The 20710-nt window shown below is 40.1% G+C and carries 23 protein-coding genes and 2 pseudogenes; 17 read left to right on the top strand and 8 right to left on the bottom strand.

The genetic code is table 11. The annotated features are described in order from the left end of the window. Positions 1-4 precede the first annotated feature (4 nt). Positions 5-607 (top strand): isoprenylcysteine carboxylmethyltransferase family protein, encoded by a 603-nt coding sequence (locus H8S90_RS18640; RefSeq protein WP_187339339.1) that lies wholly within the window; start codon positions 5-7, stop codon positions 605-607. 146 nt (positions 608-753) lie between these two features. Then, positions 754-1581 (top strand): RteC domain-containing protein, encoded by an 828-nt coding sequence (locus tag H8S90_RS18635; RefSeq protein WP_187339338.1) that lies wholly within the window; start codon positions 754-756, stop codon positions 1579-1581. Positions 1582-1741: 160 nt separating this feature from the next. Here the strand turns inward: H8S90_RS18635 and H8S90_RS26490 are convergent. Continuing rightward, a pseudogene (locus H8S90_RS26490) lies at positions 1742-2023 on the bottom strand (topoisomerase C-terminal repeat-containing protein); the annotation flags it as partial. 55 nt (positions 2024-2078) lie between these two features. Here H8S90_RS26490 and H8S90_RS18625 point away from each other — a divergent pair. Further along, positions 2079-2378, top strand: a complete 300-nt coding sequence (locus H8S90_RS18625) for a transposase (protein WP_187339052.1) — start codon at positions 2079-2081, stop codon at positions 2376-2378. After that, positions 2291-3241 (top strand): IS3 family transposase, encoded by a 951-nt coding sequence (locus H8S90_RS18620; RefSeq protein ID WP_187342851.1) that lies wholly within the window; start codon positions 2291-2293, stop codon positions 3239-3241. The genes H8S90_RS18625 and H8S90_RS18620 overlap by 88 nt, the downstream gene beginning before the upstream one ends. 14 nt (positions 3242-3255) lie before the next feature. Here the strand turns inward: H8S90_RS18620 and H8S90_RS18615 are convergent, their stop codons facing one another. The 5 genes from H8S90_RS18615 to H8S90_RS18595 all read right to left on the bottom strand — a co-directional run bounded on the left by H8S90_RS18615 (position 3256) and on the right by H8S90_RS18595 (position 9459). Further along, positions 3256-5079 carry a DNA topoisomerase gene (locus H8S90_RS18615; protein WP_222852133.1) on the bottom strand — a complete coding sequence of 608 codons (1824 nt, stop codon included), beginning with the start codon at positions 5077-5079 and terminating at the stop codon, positions 3256-3258. Positions 5080-5183: 104 nt separating this feature from the next. Continuing rightward, positions 5184-6626, bottom strand: coding sequence for a DUF3945 domain-containing protein (locus tag H8S90_RS18610; RefSeq protein WP_187339337.1), 1443 nt, complete (start codon positions 6624-6626; stop codon positions 5184-5186). Between the two features lie 87 nt (positions 6627-6713). Then, the gene (locus H8S90_RS18605; RefSeq protein WP_090603262.1) at positions 6714-7022 is read right to left on the bottom strand and encodes a helix-turn-helix domain-containing protein; all 309 of its coding nucleotides are present in this window, start codon (positions 7020-7022) and stop codon (positions 6714-6716) included. 264 nt (positions 7023-7286) lie between these two features. Next, positions 7287-8135, bottom strand: coding sequence for an RteC domain-containing protein (locus tag H8S90_RS18600; protein WP_187339336.1), 849 nt, complete (start codon positions 8133-8135; stop codon positions 7287-7289). 28 nt (positions 8136-8163) lie between these two features. Continuing rightward, positions 8164-9459 carry an IS1380 family transposase gene (locus H8S90_RS18595; RefSeq protein ID WP_222852132.1) on the bottom strand — a complete coding sequence of 432 codons (1296 nt, stop codon included), beginning with the start codon at positions 9457-9459 and terminating at the stop codon, positions 8164-8166. Positions 9460-9704: 245 nt separating this feature from the next. On the opposite strand from H8S90_RS18595, the gene H8S90_RS18590 reads away from it, so the two are divergent. From H8S90_RS18590 to H8S90_RS18550, 10 genes are all read left to right on the top strand, one after another. Beyond that, a complete protein-coding gene (locus tag H8S90_RS18590) occupies positions 9705-11414 on the top strand; it encodes a hypothetical protein (RefSeq protein WP_187339334.1) in 1710 nt (569 codons plus the stop codon). 56 nt (positions 11415-11470) lie between these two features. Continuing rightward, positions 11471-12061, top strand: coding sequence for a hypothetical protein (locus H8S90_RS18585; RefSeq protein ID WP_187339333.1), 591 nt, complete (start codon positions 11471-11473; stop codon positions 12059-12061). 25 nt (positions 12062-12086) lie between these two features. Continuing rightward, positions 12087-13313, top strand: coding sequence for an IS256 family transposase (locus tag H8S90_RS18580; protein WP_187339332.1), 1227 nt, complete (start codon positions 12087-12089; stop codon positions 13311-13313). A 163-nt stretch (positions 13314-13476) separates the two neighbouring features. Next, on the top strand, positions 13477-13767 hold the full coding sequence (locus tag H8S90_RS18575) for a hypothetical protein (RefSeq protein WP_187339331.1): 291 nt from the start codon (positions 13477-13479) through the stop codon (positions 13765-13767). A 541-nt stretch (positions 13768-14308) separates the two neighbouring features. Then, positions 14309-14875 (top strand): Crp/Fnr family transcriptional regulator, encoded by a 567-nt coding sequence (locus H8S90_RS18570; RefSeq protein WP_187339330.1) that lies wholly within the window; start codon positions 14309-14311, stop codon positions 14873-14875. 110 nt (positions 14876-14985) lie between these two features. Then, a complete protein-coding gene (gene def / locus H8S90_RS18565; protein ID WP_133713467.1) occupies positions 14986-15570 on the top strand; it encodes a peptide deformylase in 585 nt (194 codons plus the stop codon). Between the two features lie 74 nt (positions 15571-15644). Then, a complete protein-coding gene (locus H8S90_RS25970) occupies positions 15645-15911 on the top strand; it encodes a transposase (protein WP_222852131.1) in 267 nt (88 codons plus the stop codon). 20 nt (positions 15912-15931) lie between these two features. Further along, complete coding sequence (locus H8S90_RS18560; RefSeq protein WP_222852130.1) at positions 15932-16735, top strand: IS3 family transposase; 804 nt, start codon at positions 15932-15934, stop codon at positions 16733-16735. Between the two features lie 115 nt (positions 16736-16850). Further along, positions 16851-17381 carry a GNAT family N-acetyltransferase gene (locus H8S90_RS18555; protein ID WP_187339329.1) on the top strand — a complete coding sequence of 177 codons (531 nt, stop codon included), beginning with the start codon at positions 16851-16853 and terminating at the stop codon, positions 17379-17381. Between the two features lie 107 nt (positions 17382-17488). Further along, positions 17489-17722, top strand: coding sequence for a methyltransferase type 11 (locus H8S90_RS18550; protein ID WP_187339328.1), 234 nt, complete (start codon positions 17489-17491; stop codon positions 17720-17722). Positions 17723-17743: 21 nt separating this feature from the next. Here the strand turns inward: H8S90_RS18550 and H8S90_RS18545 are convergent, their stop codons facing one another. Together H8S90_RS18545 and H8S90_RS25965 are read right to left on the bottom strand one after the other, a co-directional pair. Then, entirely contained in the window at positions 17744-18559 is an 816-nt protein-coding gene (locus tag H8S90_RS18545; protein ID WP_222852336.1) for an IS3 family transposase, read from the bottom strand. A gap of 26 nt (positions 18560-18585) precedes the next feature. Next, positions 18586-18852, bottom strand: coding sequence for a transposase (locus tag H8S90_RS25965; protein ID WP_222852088.1), 267 nt, complete (start codon positions 18850-18852; stop codon positions 18586-18588). A 126-nt stretch (positions 18853-18978) separates the two neighbouring features. Between H8S90_RS25965 and H8S90_RS18540 the strand changes: the two genes are divergently transcribed. From H8S90_RS18540 to H8S90_RS18535, 3 genes and pseudogenes are all read left to right on the top strand, one after another. Beyond that, positions 18979-19806 (top strand): RteC domain-containing protein, encoded by an 828-nt coding sequence (locus H8S90_RS18540; protein ID WP_187339327.1) that lies wholly within the window; start codon positions 18979-18981, stop codon positions 19804-19806. A 23-nt stretch (positions 19807-19829) separates the two neighbouring features. Then, positions 19830-20009: pseudogene (locus H8S90_RS26255) on the top strand (mobilization protein); the annotation flags it as partial. Between the two features lie 110 nt (positions 20010-20119). After that, complete coding sequence (locus tag H8S90_RS18535; RefSeq protein ID WP_187339326.1) at positions 20120-20689, top strand: Crp/Fnr family transcriptional regulator; 570 nt, start codon at positions 20120-20122, stop codon at positions 20687-20689. Positions 20690-20710 lie beyond the last annotated feature (21 nt).

Raw genomic sequence — 20710 nt, 5'->3', positions numbered from 1 at the left:
CGATATGGTAGATTTTTTGAGAATAGTATTGCCGACATACTTTATCATATACTTCGGAGTTGCTTTTGTTTTGAAATCGGTTATAGTTGCAAAACGAATAGGGCGAAATCCGCTTGTATTGCCCAATGACGACAGTGCCTACGGACTGATTGGGTTTTACTTCAAGCTGACGTTGATGGCAATGTTTCTTTATGTTGTCATTTATGCTTTATTTCCGAATTGGTACGAGTATTATTTACCAATTACGCAACTTGACATCCCTACAATAAAGTATGTTGGGCTTACCCTTTTATTAATTTCATTGGTTTGGGCTGTTATCGCACAAGGGAATATGAAAAATTCGTGGCGTATTGGTATTGACACGAATACAAAAACAGAATTGGTAACAAACGGGCTTTTTTCAATCTCACGAAATCCAATATTCTTCGGAATGATTTTAAGTTTAGTCGGGCTGTTTTTGACAACTCCAAACGCATTGACAGTCGTGTTTTTGATTTTAGGGTACGTTCTTATTCAAATCCAAATCCGACTTGAAGAAGAATTTTTAACCAAAGAACACGGACAAAAGTATATTGATTACAAACAGAAAGTAAGACGATTGATATGAGCAAAAACACCCGTACTCGCAAGCGTGTGTGTCTTTGCTTGCTATTATAAACTAACGATTGTCCTTTAATAATTTCAAAATTCAATGTTTGATATTTTATTACGGATAGTGTGTCTTCGAGAGCGGAGATAAAATAGACTTACTGTATGGATAAATTTTATAAGAAAACGCTGTATGAACTCGAAACAGCAATCAACGAATTGGAGATTGGAGCCGATTGCTCCATACAACGGATAGAAGCTGTTATACACCTTATTCTCGAATGCCTGTCCGATGTAAAAGAGTATGTTCTGAAACGAGGGTTTAAGAATGCTGATGAAGAAATCCGCTTTTTCAAATATCAGAAACCCACCATTGTTGCCAAACTCATTTACTACAATACCATATACAAAATCGAGACAAAGAAACCCTATGGAGCAAAGCCTATAAGGAAATACCTCAACAAAGAACTGAAAAAACTAAAAAGGTTCTTTGACAACAACCTCGATTTTTATAAGTATTACCGTAGCAATAATTCTTTTCTTGACGAAAGTTTTTTTGTTCGGGGCAAGCATGATATAAAGCTGTGGTTGGACACTTATTATTTTCAGTCCGACCATACTTTTTCTACCTCGCATGATTACAAGGTCGCCAAGATAATAGCCAACGATTTGATACAGGTCTACATCGAAGACCTGTTGTATAACAAATTCCAAAAAGACAAATCGAAAACCCAAAAGAAGCTGAAATGGACAGGTAGTAAAGTAGCCTTGATAGAATTGATTTATTCCCTACACTATCAAGGTGTGTTTGACAACGGGAACAACGACATAAGAGAAGTCGCCCAATATTTTGAAAGTGCCTTTGACATTGATTTAGGCAATTTTTATCAAACCTATTTGGAGTTGAGAAACCGGAAGATGAACCGTACAAAATTCCTTGATGCGCTTCGGGAAGAACTTCTACGGAGAATGGACGAGCAGGACGAAAAGTAGGATTTGGGCGTGCCACCGTCTGCATTTTATCCCCATGCCCAGGCTATCGAAAAATGCAGACGGGTCGGGCTATCCGCTATATCTTTTGCGGATCTGCGAGGACCGCAAAAGGATGTCGCTTCTATCCCTCACGCTGTATGCCGTCCAAAAAACAAAACATTTATTTCCTTTTTGGTTTCCTGTTGTCAAACTCAAAGGAGGTTTCGGCTTTATCGTTCATGACGATATAGGCATTGAATTTATTGCCCGAATTGCTTTTCATGCCTTTGATAAGGTTGGTCTTTCCTTTGGTCACGAGGTTTTCTATATCGGCAACGCTCAACGGCACTCCGCACACGGTACGGAATTGAAGCCAGTTGCAAGCCTCATCGGGGCATTTTACAACCTTGTTCCAAACCAATAGCTGACGGCTCTTGCATTTGGGGCAGGTCAGTTCGGGTTGGAGTTGCTACCTTTAAAGCGAGACAGATTTAGACAGTAATTTTAAATTTGTAGAAATGCATAGAAAATTTGATGATTCGTTTAAGATAATGGCGGTCGATTTGAGCGTTGTTAAGGGATCTGTAGCCGATGTAGCTAAGGAATTAGACATAGACCCCAGTTTACTGAGTAAATGGCGTAGAAATCCACGTTATAATGGGAATAAGGTTTTACCTGACAATCCCAAGATCAGTCCGGAGGAGCAGGAGTTAAGGATTTTACGCAAGAAATTAAGAGATACAGAATTAGAACGCGATATCTTAAAAAAGGCCATAGCCATCTTCTCCAGGGGAGACGGTCCATATACCGGTTCATAAAGGAGAACCGAGAAGTATATTCCGTAGAGAAGATGTGCGAAGTATTGAACGTTAGCAGCAGTTGTTTTTACCGTTGGCTGGTTTGGCCCGAATCCCCCAGGGAACAACGCAGTAAAGCACTTGTGGATAAAATACAGCAGGTACACAGTGACAGTAAGTATATCTATGGCAGCCCACGGATAACCGCAGAGCTGCACAAAAAAGGTGAAATGGTATCAAGAAGCTACGTAGCAAGATTGATGAAGAAACATGGGATACGAAGTAAGGTTAAGAAAAAATATAGGGTGACCACAGATTCGAGCCATAGTTATAGGATAGCTGAAAATCTCCTCCAAAGAGATTTTTCAGCGGATTCCCTATCGCAAAAATGGGTTAGCGACATTACTTACATCCATACCGGCAAAGGGTGGCTTTATCTAACAACGGTTATCGATCTGGCGGACAGAAAAGTCATTGGATGGTCTTTAAGCACCGATATGACGACTAAAAACACTTCTGTACAAGCCATCAAAATGGCTATTAGAAACCGAGGTATCAAAGATGGTCTTATCTTCCATTCGGATAGAGGGATCCAATATGCCTGCGATGAATTCAGGAGGGTAATTGTAAAAAACAAGATACTTCAAAGCATGAGTAGGAAGGCCAATTGCTGGGACAATGCAGTAGCTGAGAGCTTTTTCAAGACACTAAAGGCTGAAATGATCTACCATAGAAAATTCATCGATCAGCAATCGGCTAAATTGGAGATCTTTGGATATATTGAAGGTTTTTATAATACCAAAAGAACACATTCTGCCCTGGGATATAAAACCCCTAAGCAGATCGAAGAGATGCTATTGGAAAAAGAGAAAATGGCAGCATAAAAAAGTCTCCTATTTTAAGTTGCAATTCCAGGTTGCTTTTCATGGGCAATGCCCGTGTCCAAAAGTTCCCGTGTAATTGAAGTGGCATAGGTTTCCATTTCACGCTGAAAAGCACCTGCATCCGCCTCGTTGTTTTCGATTTTCTGCAATGCCATTTCCCATTCGGCGGTCATGGCTAAATCGGCAATCTTTTTGTCCTTTACTGCCCCGTAAACCTGCAATCCCTTATGGGTAGGGATTAGGGATTTCTTTTCACGCCGAATGTAATCCCTCTTAAAAAGCGTTTCTATAATAGAGGCTCTTGTGGCAGGTGTGCCGATGCCGATGTCTTTTAGGGCTTTCCGTTCGTCCTCGTTGTCAATCTCTTTTCCGGCATTTTCCATTGCGGACAACAGACCTGCCTCGGTGTAAAGCACAGGCGGTTTGGTTTTCTTTTCCAGTACGGATGCCTCTTTGATTTTCAGCTCATCACCGACCTTTAATTCCGGCAGTTCCTGCACAGGCTCGCTGTCCTCATCTGTAAATTTTTCTTTGATGCCACGCCAACCGGCTTCGAGGATTTTACACCCTTTCAATGTGAAGTCATAGTGCAGAGCCTGCAATCCGATGTCGGTTATTTCTTTGGTACAGGCAGGCGAAAGGGCTTCCAGTAGGCGGTGCGCAATCATATCATAAATAACATTTTCGTGTGCCGTTAATTCGGACGGGATTTTTTCGGTAATCAGCAGACCGTGGTGGTCTGTGACCTTTACGTCATTCACGATGCGTTTGTTGAAACGCCCCCATTTCACTTTTCCGACCGCTTTTTTGCAGGAAGCCCGTGCTTCCAAATTTCTTACCAGTGCAGGGATTTCCGACCACATATCTTCGGGGATGTACTTGCTTCCTGTACGGGGGTAGGTGATAAACTTCTTTTCATACAGGCTTTGGGCAATGTTCAATGTTTCCTCGGCAGTATAGGATGCTCTTTTATTGGCTTCTTTCTGCAATCCCGTTAGGTCGAACAGCAATGGCGGTTGCTCCGTAGCTGTTTTGGTTTCCACTGCCGTAACGGTCGCTGTTCCGTTACGCTGAATGGATTTCAGCGTATCGTCAGCAAGTTTCCTGTCATCCCATTTGGTCTTTGACAGGCTCTTAAAGTCTGTAAATTCCTTGCGGTGTTCCAACTGGATTTGGAAGTATTTTTTGACGGCAAAATCCTTGTTTTCCAAATACCGCTTGCAGATGAGGGCAAGCGTTGGCGTTTGTACTCTACCAAGCGAGTAAACGCCACGTCCTGCCGAAATGCTCAACGCCTGCGAGGCATTGATACCCACAAGCCAATCGGCTTTGCTCCGTCCTTGTCCGGCTCTGTATAGCCCGTCAAAATCGCTTCCGGCTTTTAGGTTGTCAAAACCCTGTTTAATCGCCTTTTCCGTGAGCGAGCTTATCCATAGACGTTCAAAGGGTTTCCGGCATTTTAGGTATTCATAGATATACCTAAAGATGAGTTCACCCTCACGTCCGGCATCGGTGGCCACGATAATACTATCGCATCTACCGATGACCTGTTCGATAATCTTCAACTGTTTTAATGCCCCGTTATCGGGAACATAACTTTTGTCCTTTTTTATCTTGCGTACCGTCAATAAAAAAGGGTCGGGCAATATGGGCAAGGCTTCCCTTTGGAAGCCCGATACCCCGTAATCTTCGGGCATCGCCAGTCCGACCAAATGCCCCAATGCCCACGTAACTTCGTAGCCGTTTCCTGTGAGGTAGCCATCCCGTTTTTCGGTCGCTCCCAACAGGGTAGCTATTTCTCTCGCCACACTTGGCTTTTCTGCAATGATTGCTTTCATAATGCTGTCTCTTTTAATGGATTAAATGGTGAACATTTCTCTTTGAGAACCCCCTTCGTATTCTGTGAAAGGGGATTTCCAAAGAAAAATGTTTTTTGATGGTATTATCTTCTTACCCCTCTGGATTTAGCCGGACGGTTGGGGTCATTCTGCCGTTGCTGTTGAGTTTTGTTTTTCGGCGTTTGTTGCTCCGGTTTCAGAGGCTCGTTGATGTGCTTGGTTGCTTCGTTGGTTTTCCCGTTGGAGTTTACGTCAACCTGTGTTTTGTGCGCTTCGGCAGGTTGTGCCTTATTTTTCAGCGCATTGGGGTTTTTAAAGCTGAAATCATAATTTCCCGTTTCTTTGTTCAGCATGACATATCCTTTATACGGGTTTCCTTTTCCGTCCTTGAAATCCGAAACGTAAATCGTCTTGCCCTCGGTGAGTTGCTTGTACTGTTCATCCGAAAACACTTTGTTGCGGAACATTTTCGGGTCGTTTTCCTGTACCTGTTTGGGTGCTTTATCGCCAAAAAGAAACTCCGTATATTTTTTGTCGGCGTTGAACTGTACATGGGCATTTTTGTTTGCGCTGTTTTTAAAGTCCAATCCCTCTAAATAAATGGCTTTACCATCTTTCAAATCCCGTTTTTGGTCTTCGGTCAACTTTACGCCCTTAATCTCATCGGGTATTTTTATTCTTTCATGCCTAAATGCAATGACCTCGTTCGTGAGATGGTCGATACTGATAATAGACGGTATCTTTTCGCCTGTTTTGCGGTTGGTCAATTCCACCACACGCCCCATGTTTCCGGTTTTGAGCAGGTTTTCCCTGTCTTCTTTGGTAAACTCGTGACCAAAGAAAGGGGCTTTGAGGTTGGGTTCGTGGCGTACACCATACATCATAAGTACAGGTTTTCCGTCTTCACCGTCTTGGAAACCGAGCCTTGCTTCCGAGCGCATGATGACCGCACCGAAATTGACACTTGTGGGATATACCTTATTGGTCTTATAGCCTTTTAACAATACATCCAATTGCCCGTCTTTTTCAAGCCTCTCTTTGTTTATCCCAAATTGCGCTAAATAATTCCAGTCCACATCTTCCGCCTTATAGCGGTATTCGTTTTTCTCCTGTGCTTGCTGTGTTTCCGGTGTCGCCTGTGGTGCTTCCACATCCTTTTTGGTTTCCTGTTGTTGCTCCTTTGGCTCTTTGACCTCATGCTTTGCCATGACAGCCTCGCCCTCTTTGGTGGGGGCATTGACCTGTTTCTGCATTTCTTTGGCGGTTTCGACCGCTTCCTTTGCAGGCACTTTGAAGAATGAGAAATGGGTCGGGTCTTTAAGCTGTCGCCAAAAGTTGGAGAAGAAATTTGTAAACAAATCTCCGGCTCTGTCCACTCGCATAAATTGGCTTTGGTTTTTCTTGGTGGCATCAACGGTTTTCAGATTGCCGTTTTCGTCAACACCCGTAACGGCTTGGATTTTCTTTTTTTCCTTGTCCATCACCAACAGCACATCCGAAAGCTGTTCGGGATATTGCTGTGGATTTTCATTTGTCTGTTCGCTCATGATATTGATTTTTTAATGTTTACATTGTCCGAAAGTAAGTGAAGCAGGTACGGCATAGCCGTACCCGTCTTTTCGTGGTAGGGTTTGTCATCTGTTTTCTTTTGTACGCCGTAGGGGCGCTTTGAAACTTTCCCTAATGAACTGGTGTACATCCGATAGTTTGTAGTACAGCTTTCCGCTGATGGTGTAATACGGTAGCTTGCCCGTGGAGCGGTATCGTTGCAAAGAGCGGTGGCTGATTTTCAGCATTAGGAGCAGGTCTTGGTTGTCCAGTAATTCCTCGCCGTCTATGCTGTGCCGTTCTTTCTTGATGTTTAGCACGTACTCTTTCAAAATATCGAAACGCTCCATGATACGTTCCATCCATGCGATAAATTCCATTCTGTCGATGTTCATAATAATTTCTTTTTAATGATTTCTAACACCACAAAATTGGAGCGATTGGCGCAGGCTGTCTTCCGATACGTGTCTATCAAAAAGGCACTTTTTTCATTTTTTTACAATTCGTGTAAAGTGCTGTTTTTAGGGGCTTTTCGCACTTTTGGTCAATCGGTCGGCATCCAAATCAATGGGTTTGCCGATAGACACATATAGGCAAACGGGCAAAAAAAAGACAGCACCGATTGATGCTGTCCTTTTTGATGGAAAGAGAAGACAAAATTATTGGTTGTCTTCCCTGTCCATATATTCCTCTAAACTGTATTTGAGTTGGTCTAAAAACAATGTCCGTGAGCCTGCACGGGTTTTCATTCGATGGAAGCTGTTATGGATGTCGTTCAGCGACACACGGAACAGGATTTGGAATACCATGCTGATTTTGCGGATGCCGATTTTCCCATGTGAAATGGCATCACAGGCATAGAGTGCATAAATCAATTCGATAAGGGCATTTTTTGTCTGTGTCCAAAAGAAGTCTTTTGTTTCCTCCTGTTGTAGTAATACATCGGGATTTTGTTCGGGGCTTAGTTTTGTCGTCAGATAATTATAGATTAATTCGTTGGCTATGATTTTCGCTACTTTGTAATCAAAGTAGGTCGAAAATTTGGGGTCGATTTCAAATACATAACTGTTCAGCCCATCATAATAATTAATGTTTCCCAACGTGAAATATTCCTCGTCTTTATCGTTTCTGCCGGAACGGTAGTATCTGTAAAAAGCCGAATTGCATATATGCTCTCTGTATTCCTGTTTCAAACCCTGTAATTTGATAGCAAAATAACTTTGGTACAAATTGCCGTTATCTACGGGGCAGGCTGTCTCAATCCGGTACACCTTATTGTAATAGATAAGTTTTCCGAGGATGTTTGGCTTTACCTGTTTGAAAAAATGTATTTCCTCGTCCTTACTGGAAAAGCCCTCTTTTATTACGTCATCCTTTAAGGTATGCAACAACTCTTGGAGGTAAATCGTCATTTTATACGCCTCGTCAATGAAACTGGATGTTTCGGCTGACAGCTTTCTTTCTTGCTTTTGGATGTCAGCCACAATGTTGTTCAAAGGATGTCTCATAGCTAAAGTTTTTAACCCGGATTATGCATTAAGAATATTTGAGTTTAGGCGGTAGATTTTCGATTTTAGAGAAAATTCCGTCCATCCAAGCTCTTCTTTTTACAGGTAATGCTATTTTCAGCACCTTTCTGTTGGCGTGATTTACGGTCCAGGCTCCTAATGCAAAGCAATAGGATTTGAGTGTGTTGTGCATAGCTTTATTGTGTTCATTTAATGCAAAATGACGGAATAAACTAATCAAATTATAAGCTACCATAATGAATCTGAAAGAGGCTTCTGTTGCCCAAAAGTTCTGTAAGCAGAAATTTTCCAGTCCGAAATCCTGCTTAAGTTCCTTGATTCTATTTTCACAATCGGCTCTACTGTTATAGATATTCCAGATTTGATCCAATGGCATGTCCATATTGGTCACATAACAGCTATACCTGTAGCCGGGCATCTCATCAAAAAGTTTTCCGCCGCTGTTAGGGCGGTCATCTACTCGCTTTTTGACGATAATGTAACGACGTTGCTTTCCATTAAGATGTCCGAATGTCATTTCGGATAATTCTATTCCCTTGCTTAACGAGATCCAATTGCGTTCTCCCAAAACTTCCGCTTTGATATTGGGATACATCCTAACAGCAATCACATAGTTTTTATGTGATTCTTCCAGATAACCTAAAATATCCTCCGTATAAAAGCCGCTATCTGCCCTTACCAACCCCACATTCTTGCTGGACAAACAGCGGTCAAATGTTTCCTGCATGAATGCTATACAGGATGAACTGGCTGCCGTGTCCCCTGGACGAAGCCAGGCATTGGCCACCATACGGGTCTGACTTATAAATGCCAGCAAAGGATGGTGAGAATTACGGCCCCGCTTATTCGGGTTATAACCTTTAGCACTTCCCTCTTGGTCTCCATAACGGGTAATTACTGTACTATCAAAATCGACTGTGATGCTCCCGATATCAAATTGTTGCATAAACCAGTCTTGAAGAGCAGGAAAAACTTCCGTATTTACCGATTGATTGAATTTTCCAAAATACCGACTATAGGTGCTCTGAGAGGGCATCTGATCCAGACCGAAAATATCCTGCAACACCTTGTCATAACGCAACCAATCACAGTGGATGTATCGAGAGGCTCCTGTCCAAATTCCTAACCAAAAAGATAAAACCAAATCTTTGGGAGAGTAACCTCTATTTGAACCAGGCATTGGTAAATTCAAGGACGAAAGCGCATCTATAACACCTAATTTATCTATCATACGTTTCAACAAACTCATACCCCCAAAGGCGGTAACTGGCTTGTCTGAATATGCTATAGGTAAGTTAACCATATGGGTGATTGGGTAAAGCTAATAAAACTACTCAAAAATAAACACTTACACGATTTTTGAAAAGTCTAATGCATAATTAAGGTTTAATAGGTACACTATCACTATCTAAACACAAATATTATCCTTTACAATGAGTTTGGTACAGGACACAGGTCGAAGTAGGGAAAGATTTTTTTTATTGGTTTTCTCGTTCATCAAGATTTTTGGTCGGTAGCAACGGGAATTTCAGTAAATTTAAAATCAATATGGAGGGAATAAAAAGTTTAAAGGTGGTATATGGTTATCAGGATGTTTTTAATGCATCACTGCCGAGCGATACATTTTCACTGTTGCGAAAATACTCCACAAAAAATATCCTAATTAAGATTGCTTATATAAACGCCATAATATATCACGTAAAAGAAGAAGAACATGACAGAAGAATTTTTGAGGAAGTTCTTTTTGGAGAAATATCTGTCGTAAGAAAGTTAGTAGCTCATCTTGATTATAAAACAAGTAATGGTAGCTTTTTTGCCTCTGCCAATTTATCTGAACTCATAAAAGATGCTTTAAATAACTATAATGAAAGTCAGCCGGAGGATTTGCCATATACTGAATTTGCAATCGACCTTTTCAAAACTATACTCATTTATAACGAAAAATATAACGACAAATTAGATGCTACCAGCAATTTGACCAGTTTCAGAGATGTTTTTGCGTTAGATGCATTACAACAATATTATATACGTGATACAACACCGATAATATACCTTTTAAAATTTGCATTCATGTGCAAATTTCTAAGTGATAATGTACAGCTAAGAAATCCGACAATAAGTTTTTGTCAAGACTATGGTATAGCCTCTCCATGGAACATTGCCAAATTTTTGATAGGACTATATACAGATAATGACAAGAGTAACGTAAAATTCGTTTTGAAGAAAACGGACGTTCCAACTGACTTTCTCAAAGATTGGACAATAGGAAGAGAATATATAGATAAAAAACAGGAAGTAACTTTGAATTTTGATATTATACCAAGACCATTATTTGATTGTGATAATGACGAGTTCATAATACTTGATTTCAATTTTTTTCAATACACGATAGACCAAGGTTTTTTCTTTAAGATTTTCAAAAAAACTATTGAGCCATCCAGAAGTAAGTTGAGCAATTTGAATAATTTTTTATCTTTCATTGGTAAAGAATATTTTGAGGGTTACCTCTGTAAAATTCTACTTCAGAAAATTTTCTCACATAACCGACAAGTAGTTCATAGTGATGATAAATATCAAGATTTTCTCATAAAGACGTCATCAGACAATCTCCTTGTCATAGAAACCAAAATGACAAACGTGCATGTAAAGGCAATGGAGAATATTGACTTTGACGCCTTTAGAAAAGAGATAGAGGATAATTTTCTAAGCAAGAAAGAAGCAAGTGGTAAAAACAAGGGTGTTTATCAGATATTACATCAACTAAAGCAAATTTCTGACAATGCAAATCACGATGAAGTATCAGACATTTTCAAAATTAAAAAGATTAAAAGGTTGAATATTTACCCCATCTTGCTGACATCAGATACAAATTATAATGTGTTTGGTATAAATGCTTTTATTAATGAAAAATGTTCAGCCGATTTTGACGAGATAAGAGAGAAATACCAAACCGTTAAACCTGTTCTTGTTCTAAATGTAAATACATTAATAAAATATTTTGGCTACCTCAACCGTGATAAAAATAACTTCACAAACTTAATTAAAAGCTATTTCAAGGAGATTGACAGACAAAAAAAACAATATAATTCAAATAAAAATGATATATACAGTTACTTAGCATCATCAATATCTTTCGATAGTTATCTGCAAAAAAAACTGAAAGATGAGACTATTGGCAACCTTTTTAAACCATTTTCAGAGAATTTTGCAACAGAGCTGTCAGGGCTTGATTTTTCACCATCTCAGTCGAAATCTTAGTGTTTGCTGGTAAGCAAGTTGATTAGTATCTTTAATTAATGATTATTGTATAAAATATGTTATTTGAAGAACTATTAAACAAGAAATATGGAGAGCTAATAATAGAGTTCGATAAGTTACATGAACTCATTGTCAAAAATCAAACGCATGACAGTGATTTGTTGTTGGTGCATTTAAATGCATTTTACAATCCTGATGTACATAATTGGAATAATACTGAGCAAAAAATGAGTCCTTACATGTTTGGCCCTAATCACGAAGGTCACTCCGAGAATACTCATCATTCCTTTATAGGCCAATACATTAAACATAATACCTCATCAGAAACGTTAGAAAACCACTTAAAAAACTTAGTGTATTCCGAAGAAAAAAGGAAAGAAATTGACCAAATAAACTTTGATGAAGCAATATCCATCCAAACGGAAATGTTGATTTATTTGAAAATTTGGGAGTCAGATACTTTTATTAAGAAGTTTTTTCAACTCGCAAATCTTTCTTTGGGGTTCGCTTATGATTGGCATTACAAACTTCAAACAACAAGTAGAGAAAAAGGTGCAACTGGAACCAGAGACGTAATTATACGGACTAAAATTCGAGACCGATTCAAGCGAGACTGTAAAATAGACTGTGTCAAGGATAATAAATAGAAGTATTATTTTTGACATAGTAATTATGAGTATTAAAGAAAGCGATTTTGATTTTGAGTCCATGAAGGATAAAGCTCTGGAACAGTTACGCAGCGGAGAATCACTTTATGGCAAGAACGGAGCTTTTGCTCCTTTAATGAAGAAATTTTTAGAAGCCGCGTTGGAAGCTGAAATGGAGAGCCATATGGACGAAGCCCAACGCTCCGGTGGTAATCGGCGTAACGGCAAGTCCAGTAAGCAGATTCGGACTTCTGAGGGTACGATCGATATCGATACTCCCCGTGATCGTCGATCCAATTTCGAGCCCCAACTCGTTAAGAAACGGGAGACGATTTTAGCTGAGAGCCTAGAGAAGAAGATTTTAGGCATGTATGGCTTGGGTATGAGTTTTCGGGATATTTCCAACCACATCAAGGAGATGTACGATACGGATATCAGCCACAGTACACTTTCTTCGATTACCGATAAGATTATTCCCCAGGTCAGGGAATGGCAATCACGAAGCCTGGATTCTCTTTATACGATTGTTTGGATGGATGCCATGCACTACAAGGTGAAAGAAGACCATCGTTTTGTTTCTCGGGCTGTATACAATATCCTTGGCGTTGACCGAAACGGACATAAGCATTTATTAGGGATGTATGTTTCGGAGAGTGAGGGGGCTAACTTTTGGCTGAGCGTACTGACGGACTTACAGAACCGAGGTGTAGAGGATATCTTAATTGCCTGTATCGATAACCTAAAAGGGTTTTCAGAAGCAATACAGGGTGTTTTTCCCGATACCGAAGTACAGACCTGTATCGTGCACCAGATCCGGAATAGCTTAAAGTATGTGGCCAGTAAGGACCAAAAGGAGTTTATGAGCGATCTAAAGCCTGTCTACCGGGCTGACACATTGGATCTTGCCGGATTGCGGATGGATGAACTTCAGGATAAATGGGGTGAAAAGTATCCGGTGGTCATCGACTCCTGGCGGCGTAACTGGGATCGTCTGACCACCTATTTCCGATACGATAAATCCATCCGAAAATTGATCTACACCACCAATACGATCGAGGGATTCCATCGCCAGGTCCGTAAGGTCACTAAAACTAAAGGTGCCTTCACTTCAGATATGGCGTTATTGAAACTGATCTATCTAGCCCATAAAAACATTAAGAAGAAATGGACGATGCCACTGGCCAATTGGGGAACAACAGCACAGAAATTAGCCATTTGGTTTCCGGGAAGAATGGTGTTAGATTTGCAATAAGCAAAATGGCTGAATTACCGCCCCGCGGGGCGGTAATTCAGCCATTGACACAGTTTGTTTTACACTCCCATTCAAGCAATCAATCCCAAGATTATATGATGCGTTTAAAAATACTTATAATTTTCAAATCAGAAATTCAATCGCCCACTCTCAATACTCAATATTGGGAAGAAGCATTTTATTGAATAATTATGTCAAAAATGACCCTTACAGCCAATTGCGTAAACAATCTTTTGAAGAATGGACAGAGAGATTTCATGAAACATTAGCCCTGTATACTCTCTATCATAAACTATTGGATGTCATTAATGATAATTATGGAATAGTAGCCTCGCAAATGGATAATTCCCTGCCGATACGTATTTCAAGGAAAGACCCAAAGGAAGAAATAGAATATAGAATAGTATATTATCGGGCATCTTTTAGAGATTGGGGGTGGCATCCCGATGAATAGTCATAATTTTAATTTCCCTTTTTCAAATTTACATTTATCAACCGATTTTTCATCTAAACCATCATGATATGGACTGTCTTTCAATTGGTTTAACCGTCTTAAATCTTCCAAAAATTGGTTCGGCTGACGTACCAGTAAGTTCACAAAAAGCCTCACAGAAATGTGGGGCTTTTGTAGTTTATAGCTGGGATGAGAACAGAAGGGGTGGCCGGGTTCGAACTTGCTCTTGGCGGCCGACAGTGCGGGAAAAGCGGGACGCCAACAATCCCAGCGGGATCACCTCTTGGGACAAGTCTAAAAAAGAAAGACTTGTCCCATTTTTTTTGCCTTGTAACTTGTTGTTATTCTGATAGATAAGAGCAATCGCAGAATTTAGCCTCGGAGTTCGATGTTGTGTTCCGTCAAATTCCAAAAATTCGGGGAACATCGAACTCACTATAAGCCTTTTTTCCTCAATATCGCCGTTTTCATAGCGTTTATTATAAAAATGCTAAATTTGTATCTCCTTTCTTTAAAGACAGACTAAAAAGAGAATATTTTTATGGGGCACATCAGAGAATACTACGAGCGGATACTAAAATTACAGGAAACAGAATGGGAATTTATAGCTTCCCACTTTGACAGGAGGTTTTTTGCCAAAAACGAAACCATCACACGACAGGGCGAAACAGAAAAATACCTTTCCTTTGTAGAAACAGGCATCGTTCGATTTTATATTCCAGATGATGAAAACGAACTGACTTTTAATTTCTGTTTTGATAAAGAATTTACCTGTGCTTACAATTCATTCCTGACCCAGACACCATCTGAATACGAATTGCAGGCATTGACGGAAACCGTGGTTTGGCAAATATCTTATGATGATTTGCAAAAAGTATATGCAGAGACCAAAGCAGGAAACTATTTAGGGCGTTTTGTGTCGGAGAAACTGTTTTTGCAAAAAAGCAAAAGAGAATTGTCGCTTTTAAAACATACAGCCAAAGAACGGTATCTAAACCTGTTCAATGAGCAACCTGATATTTTAAAATTCATTCCGTTAAAATACGTTGCTTCCTATATCGGGATAACACCACAGGCTTTGAGCCGGATACGCAGACAAATTGCATAGCAATCACAAACATCGTTGAAAATCAACGGAATCCGTGCGCAAATACTTAACATAGGTTCATTGCCTACCATGTTTATTCTTTGGAAATTTGTTGAAAAATCCAAAGAATAATGAAACGATCTATCTTAGCATACGGACACCATATCTTAAAACAGAAATGCAACGACATCGAAAAGGATTATCCTGAACTGGATAAATTAATTGCCGATATGTGGGAAACTATGGAAAATGCCAATGGTTGCGGATTGGCATCACCACAGATAGGACTTCCGGTTAGATTGTTTATCGTGGACAGTAAATCAACTTTTGATAACCTCGGAGAAGAAGAGAGAAAGTTTTATTTCCCCCAAGATGATAAAGGCATAATGGAAACTTTCATCAATGCCAAAATCATCCAACGGTCTGAAGAACTTTGGGAAGACGAAGAGGGCTGTTTAAGTATTCCAAATTTATTCTACAAAGTAAAGCGGAATTGGGCGATAACGATTGAATATTATAATCGGAATTTTAAAAAGCAAATCCGTACATTCAGTGGAACGACCGCGCGAATGATACAGCACGAATACGACCATACCGAGGGAGTTCTCTATCTCGATTATCTCAAGCCTTTGACAAAAAGGCTTATGGCTTCCAAACTTCAAAAAATCCTAAAAGGTCAAATTGTACCGACCTATCCCATGAACTTTATACGATAGAAAAAGCAGCTGTAACCCTTCCTAAAAATCGGACTGGTTGAAGCACGAAAATTCGTAACTTTAACAACAGAACGATGAAAAAGTCAAGAATCAGTGAGAACCAGATCGTTTCAGCGATCAAAGAACATGAGTCAGGTAAATCCACGTCGGATATCTGCCGGGAACTGGGGGTGCACCAAGCCACTTTTTATAACTGGAAAAAGAAGTACTCAGGGATGGACAGCCAGGAACTCCGCCGGATGAAAGAACTGGAGGAGGAGAACCGCCGTTTAAAGCAGATGTATGCAGATCTGGCCCTTGACCATAAGATCCTAAAAGACGTACTGTCAAAAAAGTTCTAAAGCCCTGCCAGCGCAAAGACATGGCTGCTTATGTGATTTCCACTCATCATACCAGCATCAGCAGGGCTTGCAGGGTGGTTTGCCTACCCAAGTCCATGTATTATTATACGAAGAAAAAAGACGACAGCGAAACCATTGACAAACTCCGGGAGCTAGCCGAAAAGCATCCCACCGAGGGTCAGGATCTTTATTATTCACGTATCCGGCGTGAAGGTCTGAAATGGAATTATAAACGTGTCCGCAGGGTCTATTTGCTCTTAGGCATGAACCGCCGGAGAAAAGTGCGCAAGCGCGTCCCTGCCCGGGTGCAGGAGCCGCTGGTGATACCGGAGGCGCCCCTTAAAACGTGGTCATTGGATTTTATGGGTGATGTATTGACCAACAAGCGGAAGTTCAGGACATTGAACGTGATCGATGATCATAATAGGCAGGCGATCGCCATAGAAGTCGCCCACAGTATGCCAGCAACCACAGTGACCGGATTATTGGAACGGATCATCAAAGAGCATGGAAAGCCCTTACGTTTCCGTACAGATAATGGGCCGGAGTTTATCAGCAGGGAATTTCGGGAATGGTGTGCCAATAAAGGAATCGGTATACAGTTCATCCAACCGGGCAGACCGATGCAGAATGGGTATATTGAGCGGTTCAACCGCACATTCAGGGAAAATATATTAGACGCCTATCTGTTTGATAATATCACTCAGGTTCAGATTCTTGCAGAGGAATGGATGCAGGACTATAATTACAGTAGACCCCATGAAGCACTTGGGGGAAAGACGCCAATGGAATACCGTGCCCTGCCGGCGGCATGTTGTTATTAGGTCAACTTTAAAAAGATTGACCTAATAACAACAACTATTTTTACATTTGGATAATCGTCCCGACGCCAGTCCGAAAATGGGGAGGGTTACACAGCCATCTTAAACATACTTACTTATGATAAATATTAGAAAAGCCGACATAGATGACGTGATAACTATTTCAAAATTGGGACGTATAACATTTTCAGATACGTTTGAGTCTTTTTTCAACGACAAGAACGACCTGTTGGATTACTTGGAAGACATTTTTTCGGAAAAAAGGATTCACGACAGTATACTAAAAGCGAAATCCATTTATTGGATTGCTTTCTACGATAGCATTCCTGTTGGTTATGCGAAAGTTAAACTGGACTTCACAAGCCAATTGATAATCCCACCAAATACGTGCTATCTTGATAAGATTTATGTCGTAAAAAAATTTATAAGCAAAGAAATCGGTAAAGAACTGCATAAAATTTTAATGCAAGAAATAATTGCTTTAAAATATCAGCGTATTTGGCTCTCTGTATTAAAAGAGAATCAAAAGGCAATAAATTTTTATCACAAAAAGGGCTATCAGATAATAAGTCAGTATTCACAAAACATTGGTTCTCAGAAATTCGACTTTTTTGTAATGGCACTGAATTTAGACGAAAAAGCTACATGAATTTGCATACAGGGGCGCTGTTTGTAACTTCTATTTTGTCATTCACCCTTGAGATAAATAAGTTGCTATTGAAGTTGTTTCGAAACCCCGGTCTGATAAACAGAAACATGAAAACAGTAGAAATTTTTAAAACAGATGTACGGGATGAAAAAAACGCCTGTGAAATTATAAAATTCCTTTTAGTACAATACAAAACTGTCTACAAAATTAACTTCGACCTTGAAGACGAAGATAATATTCTTAGAGTTGAAGCTAACCGCACTGAAATTAAAATAAGAGATATTATACAAACTGTGGTTGGTTTGGGATACTGTAGGCTTACCAAATTTAGGACAGCATAAAATTCAGAAAAAAATAATTAATTAACCCGATTCAGCGAAGAATTTTAATTCTTTGCTGAATCGGGGTTTAAATTCCCTCGGTGATTTATTGCCCAATGAACTATGGGGATGGTTATTGTTGTAGTCCTCAGTCCATTCCCATACCTTTTCTCTCATCTGGTATATATCGTTGAAATAATAGGCGTCCAGTATATCCTCTCTGAAAAAACGGTTGAAACGCTCCACATATCCGTTCTGCATTGGTTTTCCGGGCTGCGTATATCTGATCTCTATGTGATGCCGCTGGCACCAGTTTATGAAAAGCTTCGAAAGAAATTCCGGCCCGTTATCGCACCTGATATATTTCGGTGTACCGATCTCATCCCTTAAGTTCTCCAGAGTTTCAATAACTGTACGTGCCGGAAAAGACAATCCAATATCGGAAGCCAGTGCCTCCCGGTTGCAGTCATCGATCACGTTGAATACCCGTATCCTTCTGCCATCGGTAAGCGAATCGCTCATGAAATCCATGCTCCAGCATTCATTTAGTTCCAGGGGAACCTCCAATGGGCATTTCTCCCTTCCGGGCAGGCGCTTTTTATGTTTTCTCCTCAATTTCAGTTTCATCTGGCGGTATACGCGCAGAACCCGTTTCCTGTTCCATTTCAAGCCCTCACGGCGGATCCTGTAATAATATTCATCGAAACCCCGGGTGGGGTATGCGACCGCAAGCTGGGAAAGTTTTCCGATCAACTCACTATCATCCCGCTTACTGCTGTAGTACCACATGGATCTGGTAAGTCCCGCAACTGCGCACGCACGCTTTATCCCGATTTTATATGAATTCATCAGATACATGGCGCACTGCCGTTTGCCGGAGGGCTTTAGAACTTTTTTGACAACAGGTCTTTCAGCATTTTATTGTCCAGACTCACATCCGCATACATCTGCTTTAAACGCTGGTTTTCCTGTTCAAGTTCCTTCAGGCGTTTCAGTTCCCCGCTCTCCATGCCTCCGTATTTTTTTCGCCAGTAATAAAACGTGCTCTTGTCTATGCCCAGTTCCCGGGATATATCCCCGACACTGCGGCCTCCTTCGTTCTCCTTTAATGCCTTGACGATCTGGCTCTCGCTGAATGTGTGTTTTCTCATGATAACAGTTAAGTTCTAAAATAACATTTTTTGGATAAATAACTGTCCTATTTCCGGGGAAGGCTACAATACCGTTGTGAAAGGATAGAATAGCTTTTGATAACGAATTAATGCATAAACCACTGAATGGACAATTTTTACAATGGAATAATATCTAAACTCGAAACGGCAATCGACACAATGGAGATTGAAGCAGACTGTTCTATTCAGCGGATAGAAGCGGTGATCCACCTTATCCTCGGATGCCTGTCCGAACTGAAAGCATACGTTCTGAAAAGAGGTTTTAAAAACATCGATGAAGAAATCCGTTTTTTCAAATATCAGAAACCTGCCATTGTTGCCAAGCTCATTTACTACAATGCCATCTACAAAATCGAAACAAAAAAGCCTTATGGAACAAAGCCCATAAGGAAATACCTTAACAAAGAACTGACAAAGCTAAAAAGGTTCTTTGACAACAACCTCGATTTTTACAAGTACTACCGTAGCAATAACTCGTTCCTCGACGAGAAAATGTTTTTAAGGGGTAACCACGATATAAAGCTATGGTTGGACACTTATTATTTCCAGTCAGACCACAATTTTTCTACATCACATGATTACAAGGTCGCCAAGATAATAGCCAACGATTTGATACAGGTTTACATCGAAGACCAGTTGTATAACAAATTCCAAAAAGACAAATCGAAAGCACCGAAAAATCTGAAATGGACAGGTAGCAAAGTGGCATTGATAGAATTGATTTATGCCCTGCATTATCAAAATGTGTTTGACAACGGGAACAACGATATAAGGGAAGTAGCCCAATATTTTGAAAGTGCCTTTGGCATTGATTTGGGCAATTTCTACCAGACCTATTTGGAATTGAGAAACCGGAAGATGAACCGTACTAAATTCCTTGATACACTTCGGGAGGAACTAATACGGAGAATGGATGAGCGGGATGAAAAGTAAATAACTTCATTGCCTAAACCAAAGCCTACAAAAAGATACCAAAGATATTATCCTTTACCGATGAACACGGCAACGACAATATGAAGCAGGTCATTGAAGCCAATTACAGGCAGGTTAAAACGGACGTTATGCAGATTGTCGAAAGCGAAATGGAGCGGATTAAGAACGACCCCGATTTACAGCATTTGATACAGCAGGAGTAAGGGTATAAGAATAAGTGACTAAACGATAGTTACCTTAGGAAACACAGAAATAATATTGCATTTTGTCATTTGGCAAATCGTCATACCAAACCATTTAATAATTTTGTACTATGGAAGAATTTATAAATTACCTGTTGCAGTTCGGTAATTTGAACAAACAGCAGATAGACTTGATTACAAGAAAGGCGACAGAAATAGAACTCAAAAAAGACGAATATTATTGGGAAGCGGGAAAAACAGTTAGACAGGTTGGGTTTCTTACGGACGGTGTTATTCGTGTTTTTTATTACAACAACAAAGGTGAAGAAATTACACGCTATTTTATTGAGGAAAACCATTTGATTTTATCGGGAAACACAGTTGATGAAGTTTTTACGCCTTCCGAATATCTGTCTGCCATTACCGATTGCAAATTGGTTGTTTTTTCAAAACAAAATTGGAAAGACCTTTCCGCAACGATTATTGGTTGGGATAGCATTATTCAAAAAATAATCACTAAACATCACGGCGAAAAAATTGCAAGAAGAAGCGAATTGGTTTCGCAGGACGGAACAGAACGCTACCTTGACTTTATCGAGAAGTTTCCAACATTGGTAAATCGTGTGCCTTTGTCATACATCGCTTCCTATTTGGGCATTACGCAATCATCTTTAAGCAGAATAAGAAAGAATATCCGCTAAAATCACTTTTTGCCAAATGGC

It is taken from the genome of Olivibacter sp. SDN3, assembly GCF_014334135.1.
In the GTDB taxonomy this organism is placed as follows: domain Bacteria; phylum Bacteroidota; class Bacteroidia; order Sphingobacteriales; family Sphingobacteriaceae; genus Olivibacter.
Note: the sequence above shows the minus strand (reverse complement) of the source record. Positions and strands in the feature narration are given on the sequence as shown.

Coding starts and splice junctions, on each gene's coding strand:
- H8S90_RS18640 (WP_187339339.1), top strand. CDS start 5: ATGGTAGATTTTTTGAGAATAGTATTGCCGACATACTTTATCATATAC.
- H8S90_RS18635 (WP_187339338.1), top strand. CDS start 754: ATGGATAAATTTTATAAGAAAACGCTGTATGAACTCGAAACAGCAATC.
- H8S90_RS18625 (WP_187339052.1), top strand. CDS start 2,079: ATGCATAGAAAATTTGATGATTCGTTTAAGATAATGGCGGTCGATTTG.
- H8S90_RS18615 (WP_222852133.1), bottom strand. CDS start 5,079: ATGAAAGCAATCATTGCAGAAAAGCCAAGTGTGGCGAGAGAAATAGCT.
- H8S90_RS18610 (WP_187339337.1), bottom strand. CDS start 6,626: ATGAGCGAACAGACAAATGAAAATCCACAGCAATATCCCGAACAGCTT.
- H8S90_RS18605 (WP_090603262.1), bottom strand. CDS start 7,022: ATGAACATCGACAGAATGGAATTTATCGCATGGATGGAACGTATCATG.
- H8S90_RS18600 (WP_187339336.1), bottom strand. CDS start 8,135: ATGAGACATCCTTTGAACAACATTGTGGCTGACATCCAAAAGCAAGAA.
- H8S90_RS18595 (WP_222852132.1), bottom strand. CDS start 9,459: ATGGTTAACTTACCTATAGCATATTCAGACAAGCCAGTTACCGCCTTT.
- H8S90_RS18590 (WP_187339334.1), top strand. CDS start 9,705: ATGGAGGGAATAAAAAGTTTAAAGGTGGTATATGGTTATCAGGATGTT.
- H8S90_RS18585 (WP_187339333.1), top strand. CDS start 11,471: ATGTTATTTGAAGAACTATTAAACAAGAAATATGGAGAGCTAATAATA.
- H8S90_RS18580 (WP_187339332.1), top strand. CDS start 12,087: ATGAGTATTAAAGAAAGCGATTTTGATTTTGAGTCCATGAAGGATAAA.
- H8S90_RS18570 (WP_187339330.1), top strand. CDS start 14,309: ATGGGGCACATCAGAGAATACTACGAGCGGATACTAAAATTACAGGAA.
- def (WP_133713467.1), top strand. CDS start 14,986: ATGAAACGATCTATCTTAGCATACGGACACCATATCTTAAAACAGAAA.
- H8S90_RS25970 (WP_222852131.1), top strand. CDS start 15,645: ATGAAAAAGTCAAGAATCAGTGAGAACCAGATCGTTTCAGCGATCAAA.
- H8S90_RS18560 (WP_222852130.1), top strand. CDS start 15,932: ATGGCTGCTTATGTGATTTCCACTCATCATACCAGCATCAGCAGGGCT.
- H8S90_RS18555 (WP_187339329.1), top strand. CDS start 16,851: ATGATAAATATTAGAAAAGCCGACATAGATGACGTGATAACTATTTCA.
- H8S90_RS18550 (WP_187339328.1), top strand. CDS start 17,489: ATGAAAACAGTAGAAATTTTTAAAACAGATGTACGGGATGAAAAAAAC.
- H8S90_RS18545 (WP_222852336.1), bottom strand. CDS start 18,559: ATGTATCTGATGAATTCATATAAAATCGGGATAAAGCGTGCGTGCGCA.
- H8S90_RS25965 (WP_222852088.1), bottom strand. CDS start 18,852: ATGAGAAAACACACATTCAGCGAGAGCCAGATCGTCAAGGCATTAAAG.
- H8S90_RS18540 (WP_187339327.1), top strand. CDS start 18,979: ATGGACAATTTTTACAATGGAATAATATCTAAACTCGAAACGGCAATC.
- H8S90_RS18535 (WP_187339326.1), top strand. CDS start 20,120: ATGGAAGAATTTATAAATTACCTGTTGCAGTTCGGTAATTTGAACAAA.